General features: G+C 69.3%; 18 protein-coding genes and 2 tRNA genes. 7 read left to right on the forward strand and 13 right to left on the reverse strand.

Features of this window, described 5'->3' with window-relative positions; genetic code table 11:
• Positions 1-10 precede the first annotated feature (10 nt).
• Positions 11-1,435, reverse strand: coding sequence for a 3-isopropylmalate dehydratase large subunit (gene leuC / locus B7K21_RS02975; RefSeq protein WP_084073736.1), 1,425 nt, complete (start codon positions 1,433-1,435; stop codon positions 11-13).
• 58 nt (positions 1,436-1,493) lie between these two features.
• On the opposite strand from leuC, the gene B7K21_RS02980 reads away from it, so the two are divergent.
• The 3 genes from B7K21_RS02980 (at position 1,494) to add (ending at position 6,619) form a co-directional block, all read left to right on the forward strand.
• On the forward strand, positions 1,494-2,213 hold the full coding sequence (locus B7K21_RS02980; RefSeq protein WP_084073737.1) for an IclR family transcriptional regulator: 720 nt from the start codon (positions 1,494-1,496) through the stop codon (positions 2,211-2,213).
• Between the two features lie 198 nt (positions 2,214-2,411).
• Entirely contained in the window at positions 2,412-5,465 is a 3,054-nt protein-coding gene (locus B7K21_RS02985; RefSeq protein ID WP_159448393.1) for a glycoside hydrolase family 9 protein, read from the forward strand.
• A 113-nt stretch (positions 5,466-5,578) separates the two neighbouring features.
• Positions 5,579-6,619, forward strand: a complete 1,041-nt coding sequence (add, locus tag B7K21_RS02990; protein WP_084073739.1) for an adenosine deaminase — start codon at positions 5,579-5,581, stop codon at positions 6,617-6,619.
• A gap of 66 nt (positions 6,620-6,685) precedes the next feature.
• Here add and B7K21_RS02995 read toward each other — a convergent pair whose 3' ends face one another.
• The 4 genes from B7K21_RS02995 to B7K21_RS03010 form a co-directional block, all read right to left on the reverse strand.
• Positions 6,686-7,042, reverse strand: coding sequence for a hypothetical protein (locus B7K21_RS02995; RefSeq protein ID WP_084073740.1), 357 nt, complete (start codon positions 7,040-7,042; stop codon positions 6,686-6,688).
• Positions 7,039-7,419, reverse strand: a complete 381-nt coding sequence (locus tag B7K21_RS03000; RefSeq protein ID WP_084073741.1) for a roadblock/LC7 domain-containing protein — start codon at positions 7,417-7,419, stop codon at positions 7,039-7,041. Before B7K21_RS03000 ends, B7K21_RS02995 begins: the two co-directional genes overlap by 4 nt.
• On the reverse strand, positions 7,416-7,955 hold the full coding sequence (locus tag B7K21_RS03005) for an ATP/GTP-binding protein (protein ID WP_159448394.1): 540 nt from the start codon (positions 7,953-7,955) through the stop codon (positions 7,416-7,418). The genes B7K21_RS03000 and B7K21_RS03005 overlap by 4 nt, the downstream gene beginning before the upstream one ends.
• A 68-nt stretch (positions 7,956-8,023) precedes the next feature.
• Positions 8,024-8,389 (reverse strand): hypothetical protein, encoded by a 366-nt coding sequence (locus tag B7K21_RS03010; protein ID WP_084073743.1) that lies wholly within the window; start codon positions 8,387-8,389, stop codon positions 8,024-8,026.
• A 346-nt stretch (positions 8,390-8,735) separates the two neighbouring features.
• On the opposite strand from B7K21_RS03010, the gene B7K21_RS03015 reads away from it, so the two are divergent.
• The gene (locus tag B7K21_RS03015; protein ID WP_084073744.1) at positions 8,736-9,260 is read left to right on the forward strand and encodes a flavodoxin domain-containing protein; all 525 of its coding nucleotides are present in this window, start codon (positions 8,736-8,738) and stop codon (positions 9,258-9,260) included.
• A gap of 37 nt (positions 9,261-9,297) precedes the next feature.
• Positions 9,298-9,729: a thiol-disulfide oxidoreductase DCC family protein gene (locus tag B7K21_RS03020; protein WP_084073745.1), complete on the forward strand. Its 432-nt coding sequence runs from the start codon at positions 9,298-9,300 to the stop codon at positions 9,727-9,729.
• A gap of 6 nt (positions 9,730-9,735) precedes the next feature.
• Here B7K21_RS03020 and B7K21_RS03025 read toward each other — a convergent pair whose 3' ends face one another.
• The 3 genes from B7K21_RS03025 to B7K21_RS03035 all read right to left on the reverse strand — a co-directional run bounded on the left by B7K21_RS03025 (position 9,736) and on the right by B7K21_RS03035 (position 11,514).
• Positions 9,736-10,677, reverse strand: coding sequence for a hypothetical protein (locus B7K21_RS03025; protein WP_084073746.1), 942 nt, complete (start codon positions 10,675-10,677; stop codon positions 9,736-9,738).
• A gap of 10 nt (positions 10,678-10,687) precedes the next feature.
• Positions 10,688-11,266, reverse strand: coding sequence for an RNA polymerase sigma factor (locus B7K21_RS03030; protein ID WP_159448395.1), 579 nt, complete (start codon positions 11,264-11,266; stop codon positions 10,688-10,690).
• Positions 11,267-11,438: 172 nt separating this feature from the next.
• Positions 11,439-11,514, reverse strand: a tRNA-Glu gene (locus tag B7K21_RS03035).
• A gap of 170 nt (positions 11,515-11,684) precedes the next feature.
• Between B7K21_RS03035 and B7K21_RS03040 the strand changes: the two genes are divergently transcribed.
• Positions 11,685-12,737, forward strand: coding sequence for a serine hydrolase (locus tag B7K21_RS03040; protein ID WP_159448396.1), 1,053 nt, complete (start codon positions 11,685-11,687; stop codon positions 12,735-12,737).
• 143 nt (positions 12,738-12,880) lie between these two features.
• Positions 12,881-15,046 (forward strand): ATP-dependent Clp protease ATP-binding subunit, encoded by a 2,166-nt coding sequence (locus tag B7K21_RS03045; protein ID WP_084073749.1) that lies wholly within the window; start codon positions 12,881-12,883, stop codon positions 15,044-15,046.
• A 217-nt stretch (positions 15,047-15,263) separates the two neighbouring features.
• On the opposite strand, the gene B7K21_RS03050 is transcribed toward B7K21_RS03045, so the two are convergent.
• The 5 genes from B7K21_RS03050 to B7K21_RS03070 all read right to left on the reverse strand — a co-directional run bounded on the left by B7K21_RS03050 (position 15,264) and on the right by B7K21_RS03070 (position 18,234).
• Positions 15,264-15,335 (reverse strand) — tRNA-Gln (locus tag B7K21_RS03050).
• Between the two features lie 61 nt (positions 15,336-15,396).
• On the reverse strand, positions 15,397-15,864 hold the full coding sequence (locus B7K21_RS03055; RefSeq protein ID WP_144016033.1) for a hypothetical protein: 468 nt from the start codon (positions 15,862-15,864) through the stop codon (positions 15,397-15,399).
• Between the two features lie 4 nt (positions 15,865-15,868).
• Entirely contained in the window at positions 15,869-16,828 is a 960-nt protein-coding gene (locus B7K21_RS03060; RefSeq protein WP_144016034.1) for a hypothetical protein, read from the reverse strand.
• Between the two features lie 64 nt (positions 16,829-16,892).
• On the reverse strand, positions 16,893-17,624 hold the full coding sequence (locus B7K21_RS03065) for an HAD family hydrolase (protein ID WP_234989155.1): 732 nt from the start codon (positions 17,622-17,624) through the stop codon (positions 16,893-16,895).
• Positions 17,617-18,234 carry a GNAT family N-acetyltransferase gene (locus B7K21_RS03070; protein ID WP_084073753.1) on the reverse strand — a complete coding sequence of 206 codons (618 nt, stop codon included), beginning with the start codon at positions 18,232-18,234 and terminating at the stop codon, positions 17,617-17,619. Before B7K21_RS03070 ends, B7K21_RS03065 begins: the two co-directional genes overlap by 8 nt.
• Positions 18,235-18,240 lie beyond the last annotated feature (6 nt).

The following is an 18,240-nucleotide window of genomic DNA, read 5'->3' on the forward strand; positions in this document are numbered from 1 at the left end:
CTGTTCTCCCTTACACGAGCGCCGCGGGGGCGTCCTCGAGGTCGTCGGGGCTGGACAGGGTGCCGCGCACCGCGGTGGCGGCGGCGACGAGCGGGGACACGAGGTGCGTGCGGCCGCCCTTGCCCTGGCGGCCCTCGAAGTTGCGGTTCGAGGTGGAGGCCGAACGCTCCTGAGGCTTGAGCTGATCGGGGTTCATGCCCAGGCACATCGAGCAGCCGGCGTTGCGCCACTCGGCGCCGAAGTCGAGGAACACCTTGTCGAGACCCTCGCGCTCGGCCTGGAGGCGCACGCGCGCCGAGCCGGGCACCACGAGCAGGCGGATGTTCTCGGCCTTCTTGCGGCCCTGCAGGATCGCGGCGGCGGCGCGCAGGTCCTCGATGCGGCCGTTGGTGCACGAGCCGAGGAACACGGTGTCCACCGGGATCTCGCGGAACGGCGTGCCGGGGGTCAGGCCCATGTACTCGAGGGCGTTCTTGGCGGCAATGCGGTCCGACTCGTCGGCGAAGTCCTCGGGGTTCGGAACCGAGGCGCTCAGCGGCAGGCCCTGGCCGGGGTTGGTGCCCCATGTGATGAACGGCTCGAGGTCCTCGGCGTTGAGGTCCACCTCGGTGTCGAACTCGGCGTCGTCGTCGGTCTTGAGCGTGCGCCAGAACTCGACGGCCTCGTCCCAGTCCTCGCCCTCGGGGGCGTGCGGACGGCCCTTGACGTACTCGAACGTCGTCTCGTCGGGCGCGATCAGGCCTGCGCGGGCGCCGGCCTCGATCGACATGTTGCAGATCGTCATGCGCCCCTCCATCGAGAGGGAGCGGATGGCGTCGCCGCGGTACTCGAGCACGTAGCCCGCGCCGCCGCCCGTGCCGATCTTCGCAATGACGGCGAGGATGATGTCCTTCGCGGTGGTGCCCTTGGGGAGCGTGCCATTGACGTTGATCGCCATGGTCTTGAACGGCTTGAGGGGCAGCGTCTGGGTAGCGAGCACGTGCTCCACCTCGGACGTGCCGATGCCGAACGCCAGCGCGCCGAAGGCGCCGTGCGTGGAGGTGTGCGAGTCGCCGCAGACCACTGTCATGCCCGGCATCGTGAGACCCAGCTGCGGGCCCACGACGTGAACGATGCCCTGGTCGGCGTCGCCCAGCGAGTGGATGCGGATGCCGAACTCCTTGGCGTTCTCGCGCAGTTTGTCCACCTGCTTGCGGCTCGTGGCGTCCGCGATCGGCAGGTCGATGTCCAGCGTCGGGGTGTTGTGGTCCTCCGTCGCGATGGTGAGGTCGGGCCGGCGCACCTGGCGGCCAGCGAGGCGGAGTCCCTCGAAGGCCTGGGGGCTGGTGACCTCGTGACACATGTGAAGGTCGATGTAGATGAGATCGGGCGCGCCGCCCTCGCCCTTCTTGACCAGGTGGTTGGCCCACAGCTTCTCGGCCAGGGTCGTGCCCATGCTGTCCTCCTCGGATCCGGCCTAGACATCTCAGATTGTGAGACGCTAGTATCGCTCTATGGACAATCATAGCGGCGTCGGCGTGATTGACAAGGCAGCGGCGCTGCTCGCCTCTCTCGAAGGCGGGCCTGCCACGCTGAGCCAGATCGTGGCCGACACCCATCTTGCCCGGCCCACCGCCCATCGACTGCTCCTCGCGCTCGAGCACCACCGCCTCGTGGGCCGCGACGCCACTGGCGCCTTCATCCTCGGACCGCGCTTCGCACAGTTCGCCGCGGCCGTCGGCGAGGACCGCCTGGTCAGTGCCGCCCAACCCGTGCTGACCGTCCTGCGCGACCGGACCGGCGAGTCCTCGCAGCTCTACCGCCCGCACGGCGACCAGCGCATCTGCATCGCGGCCTCGGACCGCCCCATGGGCCTGCGCGATTCCATCCCCGTCGGCACCACCATGACCATGACCGCTGGCTCAGCCGCGCAGGTGCTCCTCGCCTGGGAGGAAGGCGAGCGCCTGCACCGCGGGCTCGCCGCGGCACGATTCACCGCATCCGACCTTGGCGTGGTCCGCGAGCGCGGATGGGCCGAGAGCTCCGGCGAGCGCGAGGCCGGCGTCAGCTCGGTCTCGGCGCCCGTGTGGGGCACCGCTGGCACCGTCATCGCCGCCGTCTCCATCTCGGGACCCGCCGAGCGCCTCACCGCGCACCCCGGCGCGCATCACGCGACCGCCGTCGTCGAGGCGGCGCAGCAGCTCAGCGAGGTCCTGCGCCGCACGGAGGGCTGAGCAGGCCCGACGCCAGGGCCGGCGTGCCGGCAGAAGCCGGCCACAGCGTCGGGCCGGCACTTCCACAAAGCAACCGGTTCAGATGCGCACGCCCGCGCTTCGTGTTACGTTCCCCAAGCGTGCCGGTGCTGGCGAAAGCCCTGGCATCCACGTTCCGATTCTCAACGGCGACAATCTGGAGGAACAGTGCAAAGCTTCGTGAGAGCGCTCTCATCAGCCGCGGCGGCGGCTTCGCTCATCGTGTTGGCCACAGTGCCAGCAACGGCTGACGTCACCAACGGCGACTTCTCGGAAGGCGAATCCGGGTGGTTCGCCTACGGGTTCGACTCGCAGAGCTTCGATGACGGCCAGTTCTGCGGAACCGTCGGCTCCGGAACCGCGAACCCGTGGGACGCGGCCGTCGGCCAGAACCTCACGTCGCTCGACCCTGGCGCCTACACCCTCTCCTTCACTGCCTCGGGAGATGGCCCCGCCTCAGTCGTGGTCGGCCAAGGTGTGGACCCCTACGCGCAGTACTGGTCGACCACGGTCGACCTCACCGCCGAAGCGCAGGAGTTCTCGCTCGACGTCACGGTGAGCGAGGAGACCTCATCGCCGCAGATCGTGTGGCAGACGGGCGCCGCGCCCGGCGCAACCGTATGCCTCGACGATGTGTCGTTCACCCAGGCCGGCGTGGAGTACCTCTCCAACACTGACTTCACGGATGGCACCGACCCGTGGTGGACCTCGAACGTCTCAGACTCCACGCTCACGGATGGCGTGTGGTGCCTCGACATCCCGGGCGGCACCTCCAACCCTTGGGACGTCATCATCGGGCACAACGACCTCGGCCCGCTCGACCCCGCCTCAGGCCGCACCGTGCTTCCGGCAGGTCCGTACACGCTGTCGTTCACGGGGACAGGCACGGGACCCGTGCGCGCCATCGTCGGCGACAACGGAGCCCCGTACACCACCTACGGCGAGCTCATCCAGGCGGCGCCCGACGGGACCTACACGACGTCATTCACTCTCGGTGAGGCCACCCCGTCCTCGCCCGACGCGCCCACCTTGCAGGTCGCGCTCCAGGTCGGCGGCTCAGCCGAGCCGTGGACCCTGTGCCTGGACGAGGTGTCACTCATCGGTGGCGCGGAGCCGCCGCAGTACGTGCCCGAGACCGGGCCGCGCGTGCGCGTGAACCAGGTCGGCTACCTCGTACAGGGGCCCAAGGAGGCCACGCTGGTCACCGAGGCGACCGAGCCGGTCACGTGGGAGCTGAGGAGCGGCGGCGCGACCGTCGCCTCGGGTGAGACGAGCCCCCTGGGAACCGACGCATCGGCCGGGCAGAACGTGCACGGCATCGACTTCAGCGACGTGACCGCGAGCGGCACTTACACCCTCGTAGCCGACGGCGAGGAGTCCTACGAGTTCGAGATCGGCACCGAGGCGTACCAGCAGCTGCGGTACGACGCGCTCAACTACTTCTACCTGGCGCGCTCAGGTATCGAGATCGACGCCGACATCGTGGGCGAGGACTACGCTCGCGCCGCTGGCCACGTCTCGTCCCCGGAGGACGGCGCCGTCAACCAGGGCGACCTCGACGTGCCCTGCCAGAACCCGGCCGATGCGGCGGCGGCCTACACCGACGAGTACGGCTGGGCCGGGTGCGACTACACGCTCGACGTGGTCGGGGGCTGGTACGACGCAGGAGACCACGGCAAGTACGTCGTCAACGGCGGCATCGCTACGGCACAGCTGCTCGGCACGTTCGAGCGCACCAAGACGGCCGCCACGACCGACCTCGGGGCACTGCGCGACGGCACGCTCAACGTGCCAGAGACGTCCAACGGCGTGCCCGATGTGCTGGACGAGGCACGCTGGCAGCTCGAGTTCATGCTGTCGATGCAGGTGCCCGAGGGCGAGCAGTTCGCGGGACTTGTGCACCACAAGATCCATGACGACGGATGGACGGGCCTTCCCCTCATGCCGGCGAATGACCCTCAGGTGCGCGAGCTGCACCGGCCCTCGACGGCCGCGACGCTCAACCTGGCGGCCACCGCAGCTCAGGGCGCGCGCCTGTTCGCTCCGTACGACGAGGACTTCGCACGCGAACTCCTCGATGCTGCACGCTCAACGTGGGAGGCAGCGCTCGGCACACCGGACCTGTACGCTCCTGCGGCGGACGGCAACGACGGCGGCGGCCCCTACGACGATGACGATGTCACCGACGAGTTCTACTGGGCCGCTGCAGAGCTGTACCTCACCACGGGAGAGCAGCAGTTCGAGGACTACCTGAGGGCGTCCAAGGTCGACACCGCGGACTCGTTCAGCGACGGGTTCTTCTGGGGCGACCTCGCCGCTCTCGCGAAGATGGACCTCGCGACCGTGCCGAACAACTACGCGAACCGGGCCGCGATCGTCGACCAGGTCATCGCAGGCGCGGACGGACTGCTCGCGACACAGCAGGGCCAGGAGTTCGGCCTCGCACTCGCGGATGACTCCTTCGAGTGGGGCTCCAACTCCGCCGTGCTCAACAACCAGGTGATCCTGGGAACCGCGTACGACCTCACGGGTGACCCCGCGTACGCAGACGCAGTGGTCGAGTCCATGGACTACCTGCTGGGCCGCAACGCGCTCAACATCTCGTACGTCACCGACTACGGCGACGTCACGAGCCGCAACCAGCATTCACGGTGGTTCTCCGCACAGCTCAACCCGGACCTCCCCCACCCGCCGCCGGGCTCGGTGTCCGGAGGCCCGAACCCCGACGTGCCGACCTGGGATCCGACGTTCGCAGCGCTCTACCCTGACGCCGACTGCGCACCCCAGCAGTGCTACGTGGATCACATCCAGTCCTGGTCGACCAACGAGATCACGGTGAACTGGAACTCGGCGCTCAGCTGGGTCGCCTCGTGGATGGCCGACTACGACCAGGGCGAAGCGCCGGTCCTGCAGTGCGAGGTCACGTACACCGTTCACGGATCGTGGGCGAAGGGCTACAACACGCAGATCTGGATCAACAACGTCTCGGATGAGGCGCTCACTTCCTGGGATCTGACGTGGGGCTACCCGGCCGACGACGCGATCTCGAGCCAGGCGTGGAGCGCGGAGTGGAGCCAGGATGGCGCCTTCGTGACCGCGTCGTCCATGCCGTGGAACGGCACGATCAAGCCGGGCAAGCGGGTGACGGTCGGGTTCCTCGGCGAGCCCGGCTGGCTCCCGGACGCCGAGCCCGAGCAGTTCTGGCTCAACGGCCAGCCTTGCATCACCGGCTGAGCAGCACCACCGGCGGCGGCGTGACACACGCCGCCGCCGGTGGACGGTCGCCCTGCGCGCAGCACTCTCGGACATGACACGTGGACGACACATGGCTGCGCTTGACTGGGGCCATGCGCGTCGATGACTATCTGCGGCTGCTGCCGAAGACCGAGCTGCACTGCCACTTCACCTCCACGATGTCCGCCGGGCGCCTGATCGCGCTCGCAGACAAGTACGGCGTCGAGCTGCCGACGACGGACCCCGAGCAGCTCTTCGCCTACACGGATCTCGCTGATTTCCTCGTGGCATTCCGCGCAGCCACCGACGTGCTGCGCGAACCCGAAGACCTCGCGCAGGTGGCATACGACGGAGTCCGCACCGATGTCGCGGACGGCTCACTGCGCTACCGCGAGTACTACGTCAATCCGCAGTACTTCGCACCAAAGGGACTCGACTATCGCGCCCTGCTCGACCCGATCATCGAAGGCCTGCGCGCCGCCGAGACGGACCTCGGCGTGGGGTTCCGGATCGTTATCGCGATCAACCGCCAGGACTCCCCCGGCTCTGCCGTGGAGCTCGTCCAGACGATGCTGGACAACCCGCTGCCCGAGGTGGTGGGGCTCGGCATGGACGATCTCACGCCGGAGCTCACGGAGGACCCAGGGAGGTTCGCCGAGGCCTACGCGCTGGCTCGTTCCGCCGGGCTGAGGACGACTGCGCACGCGGGCGAACGGCCGGTCGACAGCCCGGAGAACGTGCGGGTCGCGATCGATGAGCTCGAGGTGGACCGCGTGGACCACGGGTATCGCATCGTCGACGACCCAGAGCTGACCGCGCGGGCGCGAGACAAGGGCCTGCACTTCGCGACCACACCGTGGTCGACGACGATCTGTTCCGGCTGGACGATCGACCCGAGCCACCGCATCCGCGCGATGATCGACGCGGGGCTGTCCGTGAGCCTGTCCTCGGATGACGCGGTGTTCTTCCGCACCTCGGTAGGGCGTGAGTACACAGAGGCGCTGCCGCTGATGGGCCTGGGGATCGAGGACGCCAAGAGGCTCACGTTGGCCGGCATCGATGGCGCCTTCTGCGACGACGACACGAAGGCCTCTTTGCGGGCGCGCTTCGCCGCCGAGATGCTCGCGCTCAACGCGGCGCTCGCGTCGGCCTGAAGACGCCCGACGCTGGGGCGGCCGGGATACCGGCGCCACCCCACCGTCGGGCCGGCACTTCGGCGGCTACGCGAGGGCGTCGAGGCGCCGTCCGGCGGCGCGCACGCGCCGGTACACATCGTGGCCCGCAGCCTCGAGGTCCGCGACCACGACCATGAGGAGGTCGTTCACGGGCCTCGCGATCAGCTGCACGCCGGAGCCGTACACGATCACGCCCTCGGCACGCCCCAGGCCGAACGAGTGCGCCGCGTGATCCGTGGCGCCGACGAGCACCGCGACGCTGGCGGCGCCGAGTTCGCGCTCCTCGAGGGCCGCGTCGTCGTAGTGCGCGACGCCGTCAGGCCGGGAGAACAGGACCCTGCGCACACCCGGGACCGCACGGAGTTCTGCCGCCTCGGCGGCGCACGCCTCGCGCGAGATCACGCGGCGACCGGAGAGCCCGAGAGCCTGCGCAGGGCATCGACTTCGCGAAGCGCAGCCTCGCCGAGCGCGCCGGTGTCCACTCGTGGTCCTGTCACGACGGCCAGCAGATGGGTCGCGTCGATCGGATACACGAAGAGGCAGCCGTCCGCGCTGACTGTGGCGGTGAAGTGCACACTTTCGAGCTCCAGGGATGCGGACGAGGCGGCGGCGAGCCCGAGCACCGTGGCGGTGAGCGCAGCGGCACCGTCGCGCTTCTCGAGTGGGACGTCGTCATACAGAGCGATGCCGTCGGTGCGCGCCACGATCACGCGACGCACCTCGTCGACGTTCTGGCGCAGGCGCGCGCCTGCGAGCAGTCCATGCTTGGCGAGAATCATGCGGACTCCTTGTACTCGAGAGACCGCGCCATGCCCACGAGGGTCGCGAGCAGGTCGTGTGCCTCGCGCTCGTCGCGCGGGTCATGGGCCACGATCAGGCGGGGCTCGACGCCGATGAACTCGGCGAGCGCCTCGCGTGAGAGCGTCGCCTGATCCCACCGGTTCGCCGCGATGAGGAACGGCACCTCGGGGGCGAAGCCGCGGAACTGTCGCAGGATCGACTTCAGCTGCGCCTGCGCCTGCAGCCGGCTGGCATCCACCAGCAGCGCATACGCGTGCATGCCCCTCGCGAGGACGGGCCACATGAAGCTGAAGCGCTCCTGCCCGGGGGTGCCGAACACCGACACGACCGTGCCGTCGTCCAGCCGCGCGCTGCCATGGTCCATGGCGACGGTCGTCTGCGCCTTGAGCGCCGCCGTCGCATCGGTCACGCCGCGCTCGGATCCCGTCGCGTCTGCCGCGATCGCTTTCACGAACGTGGTCTTTCCCGCACCGAAGGGGCCCGAGATGACCACCTTGAAGATCTCTTGATCCACGCCATCCTCCTGGGGAGCACGCCTGCGGCGGACCTCATAGCCCGGCCGCGGGCGCGTCATCGTGTCGATCAGATCTCGATGGACTTTTCGATGTTCTCGAGCTGGCGCCGCGCCATCGCGAGGTTCGCCTTGTCCTTGGCGAGCGCGAGGTACAGGAACAGGCCCTGACCGCTCGCGGCCGTGAGCGGGTGGATGATGTGGAACTGGTCCTTGAGGACGATCATGATGTCCTCGATCGGACCCTCGATGCCCGTGGAGTCCATGACGCGCATCTTGGCGCGCACCACCTCGGTGTTGCCAGCGCCCGCGAGCTCGAGGTCGATGCCCCCACCTGCGGTGGCCAGGGTCATGCCGGTGTCGAGGTCCACGAGGGCCGCAGCCTTGGCGCCGTCGATGGTCATGGCCGCGTTGACGGCCTCGGTGGGGTTGGTCATGGGGACTTCTCCTTGGTGCGGGCGCGCCGACGGCGCCGGGGGGACGTGACCGCAGAGTCACCCAGCGCACCGGGGGTCGGTGCGCCGAGGCCTTCTCATGCGGTGCTGCATGCTTGCGCTGGCACAACGGGCTCCTCCCTGACCGCATTCCTCGACGGCGACGCCAGGCCCCTCCAGATGTTGAGAAGGCACATTTCGTGCTGGACATACCGTGACGCACGGCGCAAATCGTGCGCATGCTCGTGGCGGATTGCGCACGGCTCCCGACCCGACGAGGGCTCCCCTGCGCCTCGACCCGGGACCTTCGCCCCGTGCCCGCCGGTCGACGCAGGCGAACCCTGGAGATATGGGCATCTGGGTCGTATACGAGTCCCTCTGGGGCAACACCGAGGCAGTGGCACGCGCGATCGCCGAGGGCCTCGGCACCGATGCGACGCTCCTGACCACCTCACAGGCTGACCCCTCGAGGGCACTTGAGGCGAGCGCGATCGTCGCGGGCGCGCCCGTCCACGGGATGAACCTCCCCACGCAGCAGTCACGCGAGTCCGCCACCTCCAAGAAGGTCGACGCGGAGCACGCGGCAGCCGACCTCAGCACGCGCCCGATGCGCGAATGGCTCGACGCGCTTCCTCCGCTGTCTGTGCCAGCTGCAGCGTTCGATACGCGCGTCCGAGGCCCTCTGGGGCGCGGCGCCAACACGGCGATCCTGCGCGCGCTCCAAGACAAGGGCTGCACGCGGATCAGCGCGCCGCGGGGCTTCCTCGTGAACTTCTCGAGCGCGGGCCCGGAACGCGGCGACCTCCTGAAGGCGGGCCAACTCGACGAGGCTCGCGCGTGGGGCACCGAGCTCGCGTCGCTCCTGCGCGCCTGACGCGGAATCGCCGCACGCTCCCCCGCGTTCTGGCGCCATGGAGTCTCCGCGGATAGTGGTGTTCGACGGCGACTGTGGGCTGTGCAACGGCTTCGTCGCCTGGCTGGTGCGCCATGACCGCGCCGCGCTGCATCTGCTCGCAGGAAGCGGCGGCAAGGCCGGGCGTGCGGTCGTGCGCCGTGCGGGTCTCTCGCCCGAGATCACGGCATCCACCATCATCTTGTGGAACGGCGAACGCGCGATCCTCAGATCCGACGCGGTGATCGACATCGTGAGCGCGCTCGGCTGGCCGTGGCGCGGGGCACGCATACTACGGTGGGTGCCCCGCGGCCTACGCGACGCCATCTATGCACAGGCGGCCCGGCGTCGACCGCGCATCGAAGGCGATCCCGTGTGCGGCGTGCCTCCGCGCGAACTCGCGCAGGAGTGGCGGCGACGCCTCGCATCCGTCGAGGACGCGGCGGCCTGAGCGCTGCTAGTCCTCGTCCGACGCGGGCTTGCCCGCGGTGCTCGGCTTGCCCGCGCCTTCGGGAGCTCCGGTGCCCGTCACGTCGGGCTTGCCACCGCCGGGTGCCGCGCCCTCGTCTGCGGGCGCCGGCTGGTCATCCTCGGCAGGGGCTTCCTCCTGCTTGCCGGGCGCATCGTCAGACTTGCCGGGGGCGTCTGCGACGTCAGGGGTGGCGGCGTTCTCGCCGGCACCGGGGGCGTCCTCACCGCTCGCGTCGTCATCGAAGATGCCGCGCGCGTGCTCGGCGACCGCCTGGCCGAAGTCCTTGCCGGTGAGCTCGGTCTCTGCCATGAAGCGGAGCATGTCGGCGACCTGAGTACGGCGCTCGAGCGACTGCTCGGAGCCCTCCGACATCACCGACTCGGCAGCATGGAGCAGGCCAGCCAACGCGTCGGCGTCGGCCTCGTCAAGCTCGTCGGCGCCCTCGAGCGCGTCGATCGCCTCTTCCGAGGTCGCGAGCGCGCGCTCCACATCACCGCGCTCGAGCAGCACCATGACCTCGGCGAGGCGCTCCGTGGCTCCGCCGTCATTGATGCCGACGCGCTCCAACGCGCGGTCCAGACCGTACAGGGCATCGCCGGAGACAGAGCCGTCGACCTCGTCGGCGGCAGCGGCGCCAGCGACGCCGAAGACTGCGACGCCGGCGACCGCAAGCGCGGCCGTGAGGCGTCGAGTGAGACGACGGGGCGATCGCGACGCGCCGACCGGGCCGCCGTCAAGGGGGGCGGCGGCGGCCACGGCGGCGAGCCGGCCAGTGAAGGCGGCTACGTGCGCGTCGCTCGGCTCCAGGGCGTACGCATGGCGGATGCCGGCCACCGCGCCCGTGAGGGCGGCGAGGTCCGGATCCGTCGGCGTGCCTCCAGAGATAAGCGCGTCGACATCTGCGTCGGGGAATCGCTGTTCAGTCATCTCATCCCTGTCATCGCTCGCCGCCGCGCAAAGGTGACGCTGCTTCCGAAATCTCTTTTCGAAGGCTCTTCAGGGCCCTCGACTGGATCGCCTTGACCGCGTCCTCGGACTTGCCGAGCACGCTCGCCGCTTCGGCCACCGAGAGGTCGCCGACGACGCGCAGCAGCAGCACGTCCTGCTGCACCTTGGTGAGATTGCGGATGATCGCTCCGACCTCGAGCATCGACATCTCATTCATGGCCTCGGTCTCGACGTTGCCGAGCCACTCCTCTTCCGCGCGCGCCTCTGCATACTCGCCGTCCACGGTCGCGACCTCACGTCCGCGCTTGCGGAACGCGTCCTGCATGCGCCGATGCGCGATCGTGAAGACCCACGAACGGAAGTCGCTCTCGTCACCGCTGAAGCGGTGAATGTCACGGGCGACGGCGAGGAAGGTCTCCGACGCGAGGTCGTCAGGGTCGGGAGCTCCGCGGCCGGCGAGGTACCCGCGGACGGGCCCTGCGAGATCGCGGTAGAGGCTCTCCCAGGCCCACGCGGCTCCGGTGCGTGCGGCGGCGAGGATGGCATCGAAGTACGAGCCGAGAACCACCTGCACCCCCTTCCGCCCGCCGAGGTGGGCGCTGGCGCCGTCGCACAGGGGACCGCCCCCTGGCCGCACGACGAAGGTAACATCCCCACGGACGCGCACGTGGCCGCCCCTCACGGCAGTCGCTCTTCCTCGAGAATGAGAAAAGCTCCTCACCCAGAGGTGAGGAGCGATCTGGTAGCCCCGACGGGATTCGAACCCGCGCTACCGCCTTGAGAGGGCGGCGTGCTAGGCCGCTACACAACGGGGCCCTAGCTGCATCCGTCCACCCACACGGGCGGCTGGCGCGAGATAAGACTGTACAGCACTGAAGGCACCTCCTCCAAATCCGCTCGCGATCGTCCGCAAGGCGGAGGAATATGCCCAGATCCCATTCTCAAGGACGATGCCACCATGCGCGCGAGGCACCACGATGAACGCCATGCGCACTCACACCCTCGACACCGCCGCCCTGGATCGCATCGCACGCAAGTACGCGGACCGCTCGGACACGAACGAGGTGCGCTTCGCCCTCGCCTCCGGTAAGTCCGAACTCGAATGGAGCTGGACCGAGGAGGGCGCCCGCGAGCCGTTCTTCCTCGCCAGCATCACCAAGCTCTTCACGACGACGATCCTGCTGCAGCTACGAGCAGAGGGGGCGTTGGGCCTCGACGACACTGCCGCCTCTCACCTCGCGGCTGGCACCCTCGCAGGACTGCACGTGCTCGACGGTCACGATGTGAGTGCAGCGCTCACGATCGCCCAGCTCATGTCCCACACCACCGGCCTGCCCGACTACTTCGAGGGCAAGCGGCGCGACGGCAGCAGGCTGATCGATGAGCTCGCACGAAAGGATCGCGGCTGGCCCACCGGCGCGGCGCTCGACATGGCTCGCGGGATGCGCCCCGCGTTCGCGCCAGGGACGCCTGGCAAGGCGCTGTACTCGGACACGAACTTCCAGGTGCTGCAGCTCGTCATCGAGAGCCTTGACGGCCGCCCCTATGCGGAGTCGGTACAGGCGCGGATCGCGAAGCCCCTGGGTCTGGACCAGACGTTCGTCTTCGCCGAGTCCTCGCTGGATCGCTACCCGGACATCGCGGGGATCCTGAGCGGCGCCGCGCCCTTCGAGGCTCCCCACGCCATGGCGTCGTTCCAGGCGGATGGCGGTGCCGTCTCGACCGCGCCCGAGGCTCTGCGCTTCCTGAGGTCATTCATGCGGGGCGAGCTGTTCCCCGCGGCAGACCTCGACGAGATCACCTCCACCTGGCGGCGGGTGATGATGCCGCTCACCTACGGCACCGGCATCATGCGCTTCTCCGTTCCCCGGTACATGACGCTCAAGGCGGTGCCGGAGATGATCGGCCACTCCGGCGCGAGTGGGACGCTGCTCTACTACGTGCCGTCAAAGGACGTATACCTCGTAGGTGCCCTCAATCAGCTCACCAAGCGCTCGATGCCGTACCGCGCGGCGAGTGAGCTGCTCGGCGCGATCTGACCGCGCCCGACGCCCTCCTCACCTTCGCGCGACCGCTCCCCCGACCCCGGCGTCGGGCCTACGAAAGCCTTGCTCTCGCGTCGGGCGTTATGTAAAGTTGAGTCATCAACGCTCAACTTATCGTCACGCCCTAGGAGGACATCATGACGACCCCGTCCCAGGCTCCTCAGTCGCAGGAGCAGCAGTCCGCGCTCGAGCAGTTCGGGCAGGACTTCACCGCGCTCGCCGAGCAGGGCGCGCTCGATCCCGTGATCGGCCGCGACGAGGAGATTCGCCGCGTCATGCAAGTGCTCACGCGTCGCACCAAGAACAACGCGGTGCTCATCGGCGAGCCGGGCGTCGGCAAGACGGCGATCGTCGAGGGCCTCGCGCAGCGCATCATCGCCGGCGACGTGCCCTCCTCGCTCAAGGACCGAAGGGTCATCGAGATCGCCATGAGCTCCGTGGTCGCTGGCGCCGCCTACCGCGGCCAGTTCGAGGAGCGACTCAAGGCGATCCTCGCCGAGGTCGAGCAGGCCGAGGGCCGCATCATCCTGTTCGTCGACGAGCTCCACACCATCGTGGGCGCAGGCAAGGCCGACGGCTCCGTCGACGCCGGCAACATCCTCAAGCCCATGCTCGCGCGCGGCAAGCTGCGCATGATCGGCGCCACCACACTGAACGAGTATCGCGAGCACATCGAGACCGACTCCGCCCTCGAGCGCCGCTTCCAGCCCGTCTACGTCGGCGAGCCCTCGCTCGACGACACCGTCGCGATCCTGCGCGGCCTCCAGGAGAAGTACGAGGTGCACCACGGCGTCAAGATCACCGACGAGGCGATCGTGAGCGCCGCCACGCTCTCCGACCGCTACATCACCGACCGCTTCCTGCCCGACAAGGCCGTGGACCTCATCGACGAGGCGACGAGCGCGCTCAAGATGCAGCTCGACTCCATGCCGATCGAGCTGGACCGCGCACGCCGGCGCATCATGCAGCTCGAGATCGAGCGCACCCAGGTGGCCAAGGACAAGTCCGAGCACGCCAAGGCGCGCCGCGACGAGATCGACGCGGACATCGCCCGACTCAAGGGCGAATCGGAGGCGCTCAACATGCGCTGGGCGCGAGAGAAGGACCTCATCGTGCGCGTCTCCGGCGCAACCGAGCGCCTCGAGGCGCTGCGCGGCGAGCTCGAGCGCGCCGAGCGACTCGGCGAGCTCGAGAAGGCCGGACGTATCCGCTACGGAGAGATCCCCGCGGCGGAGAAGGAGATGGCCGACGCCCGAGCCCAGCTCGATGCGATCCCGGCCGACGAGCGCATGCTGCGCGAGGAGGTCACCGGCGAGGACATCGCCGGCGTGGTCGCCAAGTGGACCGGCGTGCCCGTCGAGAAGCTGCTGACGGAGGAGTCCGCCAAGCTGGGCCACCTCGAGGACCGGCTGCATGAGCGCGTGGTGGGGCAGGATCGCGCCATCACGTCGGTCTCAGACGCGATCCGCCGTGCCCGCGCTGGACTGTCGGATGCGAACCGCCCCATCGGCTCGTTCATGTTCCTCGGCCCCACGGGCGTCGGCAAGACTGAGTTGGCGCGCGCGCTCGCCGAGCAGCTGTTCGACGACGAGCGGGCGATGATCCGCATCGACATGTCCGAGTACATGGAGGCGCACGCCGTCTCGCGGCTCATCGGCTCTCCCCCGGGCTACGTGGGCTACGACCAGGGCGGTCAGCTCACCGAGGCCGTGCGGCGTCGGCCGTACTCGATCGTGCTGTTCGACGAGGTCGAGAAGGCTCACCCCGACGTGTGGAACGTGCTGCTCCAGGTGCTCGACGACGGCCGCCTCACGGACGGCCGCGGACGCACCGTCAACTTCACGAACACGATCATCGTGATGACCTCCAACCTGGGGTCCGACCTGGTGCTCGCGTGGGACGGGGTCTCGCGCGAGGCGCTCGAGGGACAGCTCCAGGAGGTGCTCAAGCGCGCGTTCCGCCCCGAGTTCCTGAACCGCCTGGACGACGTGGTGGTTTTCGACCGCATCGACCCGGCGGCGATGGAGGGCATCGTGGACGCGGAGCTGGCCAAGGCGACAGCGCGGCTCGCAGAGTCGAAGGAGATCGCGCTCACGGTCGAGCCGGAGCTGCGTGCGTCGCTGGCGCGCGATGGATTCGACCCCCAGTTCGGCGCGCGACCGCTCAAGCGGCTCATCACCACCCGCGTGCTCAACGAGCTCGCGAAGGAGATCGTGGACGGCCGCCTGCGCGAGGGCGACGCGGTCACCGTCGGATGGAATGGCGAGCACCTGGAGGTCAGCCACACAGCGACGCCGGAGTAGCCCGCCCGTATGCACGCGTTCGCTCCGCCTTGACAGTCCGCCCTCTGACAGTTCGAACCAATTCGGCAGCCGACACCCCGGCCCAGAGCCCGCTGAGGGCTCCGCAGCCGGGGTGTCGGGCTCAGATTGGTTCGGAGTGTCCGGAGAGGGGTGGGGGCGATCGGAGTTGCACCACGGCCGGGAAAGCAGAAAGACCCTCCCGAAGGAGGGTCTTGCGCTGGCCTACAAGGACTCGAACCTCGACTGGCGGTACCAGAAACCGACGTGCTGCCAATTACACCATAGGCCAATGGTTCGGGGACCGAACCGGGTATCTACTGTACCGGAAGAACCCCGCTCACCCAAACCGCCTACGCCTCGGCGTGGGCGACCGCGTCGAGGACGACCACTCCGGTCTCGTCGGCGCCACAGTAGCCACCGAAGGATGAGAAGTAGCTGTCGGGGTTGTCGCCGTCGGGCAGATCGGTCAGTTCCACGAGCACGCCCGCACCCACGAGCGCGTCACCGTCGTAGTAGCGCGACCCGTCCGCGATCACTCCCCCATTGTCCGCAAGCTCCGAGTCAGGGGGCCACACGATCCACGGCGACGTGCCGTCGTCGATCAGCAGGCGCAGGCAGCCGTTGCTCGCGATGCTGACAGTTCCCCGGATCGGCTCGCGCACGCCCTCGACCTGATCTGGCGACTGCAACTGAGCCACGCCGAACCCTGCTTCGGCTGACTCGTCAGTCACGCCGTCGGCCCCGCACGCCGCGAGCGTCAGAGCCGTCGCGACCGCGACGACGCCAGCAAGAGCCCGCCGCATTCCCCCTGTTCCCATGCGCTTACGGTACAGCGGGAGCCTCCGCATCAGCGGGGCACCACGACTCTTCGAGCGCGGCGTGGATGTCGAAGGCAGGCCCGCGCCGCGGCCCGTCGAAGTTGATCAGATCGGTCCCGATCGAGAGCGATGCCTGCACGTCACCGCACACCACCGGGTTCGCGGGCGTGCCCCACAGCACCGCCATCTCGTGCGCGACCCCCGCGGGCTCCACGCGGATCACGATCGCCTCGCCGTCCACGGTGGATCCCCATGCCTGCCGGTAACCTTCTGCCTCGTCGATGCCGCCTGCACGCCACGTCGACGCGGACCCTGCGATAGCGATGGCCGAGTCCAGAAGCGCCGACGCGTCGGGAGCAAGCGCCTCCTCGCCGCCCGGCGACGACGCGGCGAGGTAGATGGAGAGCAGCTCGGCCGGGTTGGCATCGGCCCACAGAGAGTCGGAGACGTAGGTGGCGAACGCGGCATCGCCGCGCGCCTGATCGACCGCGGCGTCGATGGCTGCCCTGTCCTGGAGGTCGAGGATGGGTCGCCACACCATGCAGCCGCCGTCCTCGATCGAGCGCACCATCGCGTCGGCGTATTCGCTGGTCGGCAGGTCGCGCGGAATGTAGCGCGCGAACGATTCAGGGCGCGACGCCTCGACGTCCAGGAGCGCGGCCACCTCGGCGACCCGGTCCCGGTAGGCGACCAGGCTCGGATAGGACTCGAGGCCTCGCTCGTTGAGGCACTCCGCCATCCGCGCTGTCGACAGCCACTCCGTGTACGCGAGCGCCGTCGCGTCCATCGCGGCGCGCTGCTCGAGTGCGTCCGGGGCCGCGTCATCGTCGTCGGTCAATGCCGCGAAGACCGCCCACACGACCGCTGCGGCGACGACCACGACTGCGGCGACCACGCGCGCGGCGCGATGCCTGCGGCGAGGCGTGACCTCCACCGCCTCGTCCGTGGCAGAGATGAGCGGCATGATCACCCCAGCGTAGGTGGGCGCGCGCGGCCGCGCCAGGGCCGCCGTCGTGCAGAGGTTCGGCTCAGCGCAGCAGGTCCGCGAGCTGTTCGAGAGATCCGATGCGCACCAGCCCGTCGCGAGGCACGCCGTCTCCCGCGAGCCCCTCGACATCCCGCGCGTGGGACCCGGGCCGCTCGATCCAAACGCCAAGGCCGAGCCCTGCATCGCGCGCGCCGAGCGGGTCCACGTCGAACTCGTCGCCGACGTAGGCCACCTCAGCGGGCTCGAAGCCCAGGCGCGAGCACGCCAGTTGGAAGACACGCGGGTCGGGCTTGCCGACGCCGAGGGTGTCCACGCCCACGAGCATCGGCACGCGAGACAGGCCGCACTGTGCGAGTTTGAGCTCCTGGTAGGCATGGTCGGCGTTCGAGAGCCCTCCGTACGGCACGCCGAGCGCGTCGAGCGCATCCAGCGCGACCGCAGCGTCGGGGTGGGGCGCCCAGCCCTCGCGGAAGTAGCGCTCGAAGGCCTCGTCCCACCGCTGGTAGGCGTCGTCGTCGAGGTGCGGCCCGCCGAACTCGACGTGCAGGTCGTTGGCGCGCAGGTGGCGCTGCTCGCGGTGGCTCATCTCGCCGCGGGTGTGCGCCCGGTACGAGCCGTGGCGGTCGTCGCGCCAGAAGCGCACGAGCTCCTCGTGGTCCACTCCAGAGTCGAGGTAGTCGACGGCGACGGAGGCGAGCGCGTGGCGGAAGGCCCCGCGGGTGTCGACGAGCGTGTCGTCCACATCGAACAGGACGGCGCGAATCTCAGGCACGGGGCAGCTCACGTCCCTTCATGGCCTCGAGCCACCGGGCGCGGGTGAGCCGCATCTCGATCCAGTCCTCCTCGTCCTCGTGATACGAGCCACTGACCAGGAAGCCAGCCTTCTCGTAGACGCGCTGCGCGCGCGGGTTGCGGGCGAGCACGCTGAGCGTGAGCGCGTCGAGGTGCAGCGTGGAGAACGCGTGGAGGCATGCGAGCAGCGTGGCCTCGGTGCCGAGCCCTCGCCCGAACCACGCAGGCCCGCGCAGGGAGATGCGGAAGTTCGCGCTGCGGAGATCCACGTCGCGCTCGTTGATGACGACCTCGCCCGCGTACTCGCCTGAGGACGCCTCCTCGATGACCCAGTCGATGCGGTCCTCGGCGTCGATGATCTTGGCCACCCACGCCTCGGTCTGCTCGCGCGTGAAGGTGCCCTTGGTCGCGGTGAGGTCGGTGCCCTCGGCGTCGTGCACCATCTCCCACAAGGCGTCGACGTCGGCGCCGCGGTACGGCCGCAGGGTGATGCGGTCGCCACGCAGCGTCGGCGTGGGCCAGGCCGGATCGTCCAGGCCCGACGCGGCGGCAGCCTCGCCGTAGCCCGTCACCTCGCGCTCGTCGGCCACGGGAAC

The sequence above is a fragment of the Demequina sp. NBRC 110052 genome (genome assembly GCF_002090075.1).
GTDB lineage: Bacteria > Actinomycetota > Actinomycetes > Actinomycetales > Demequinaceae > Demequina.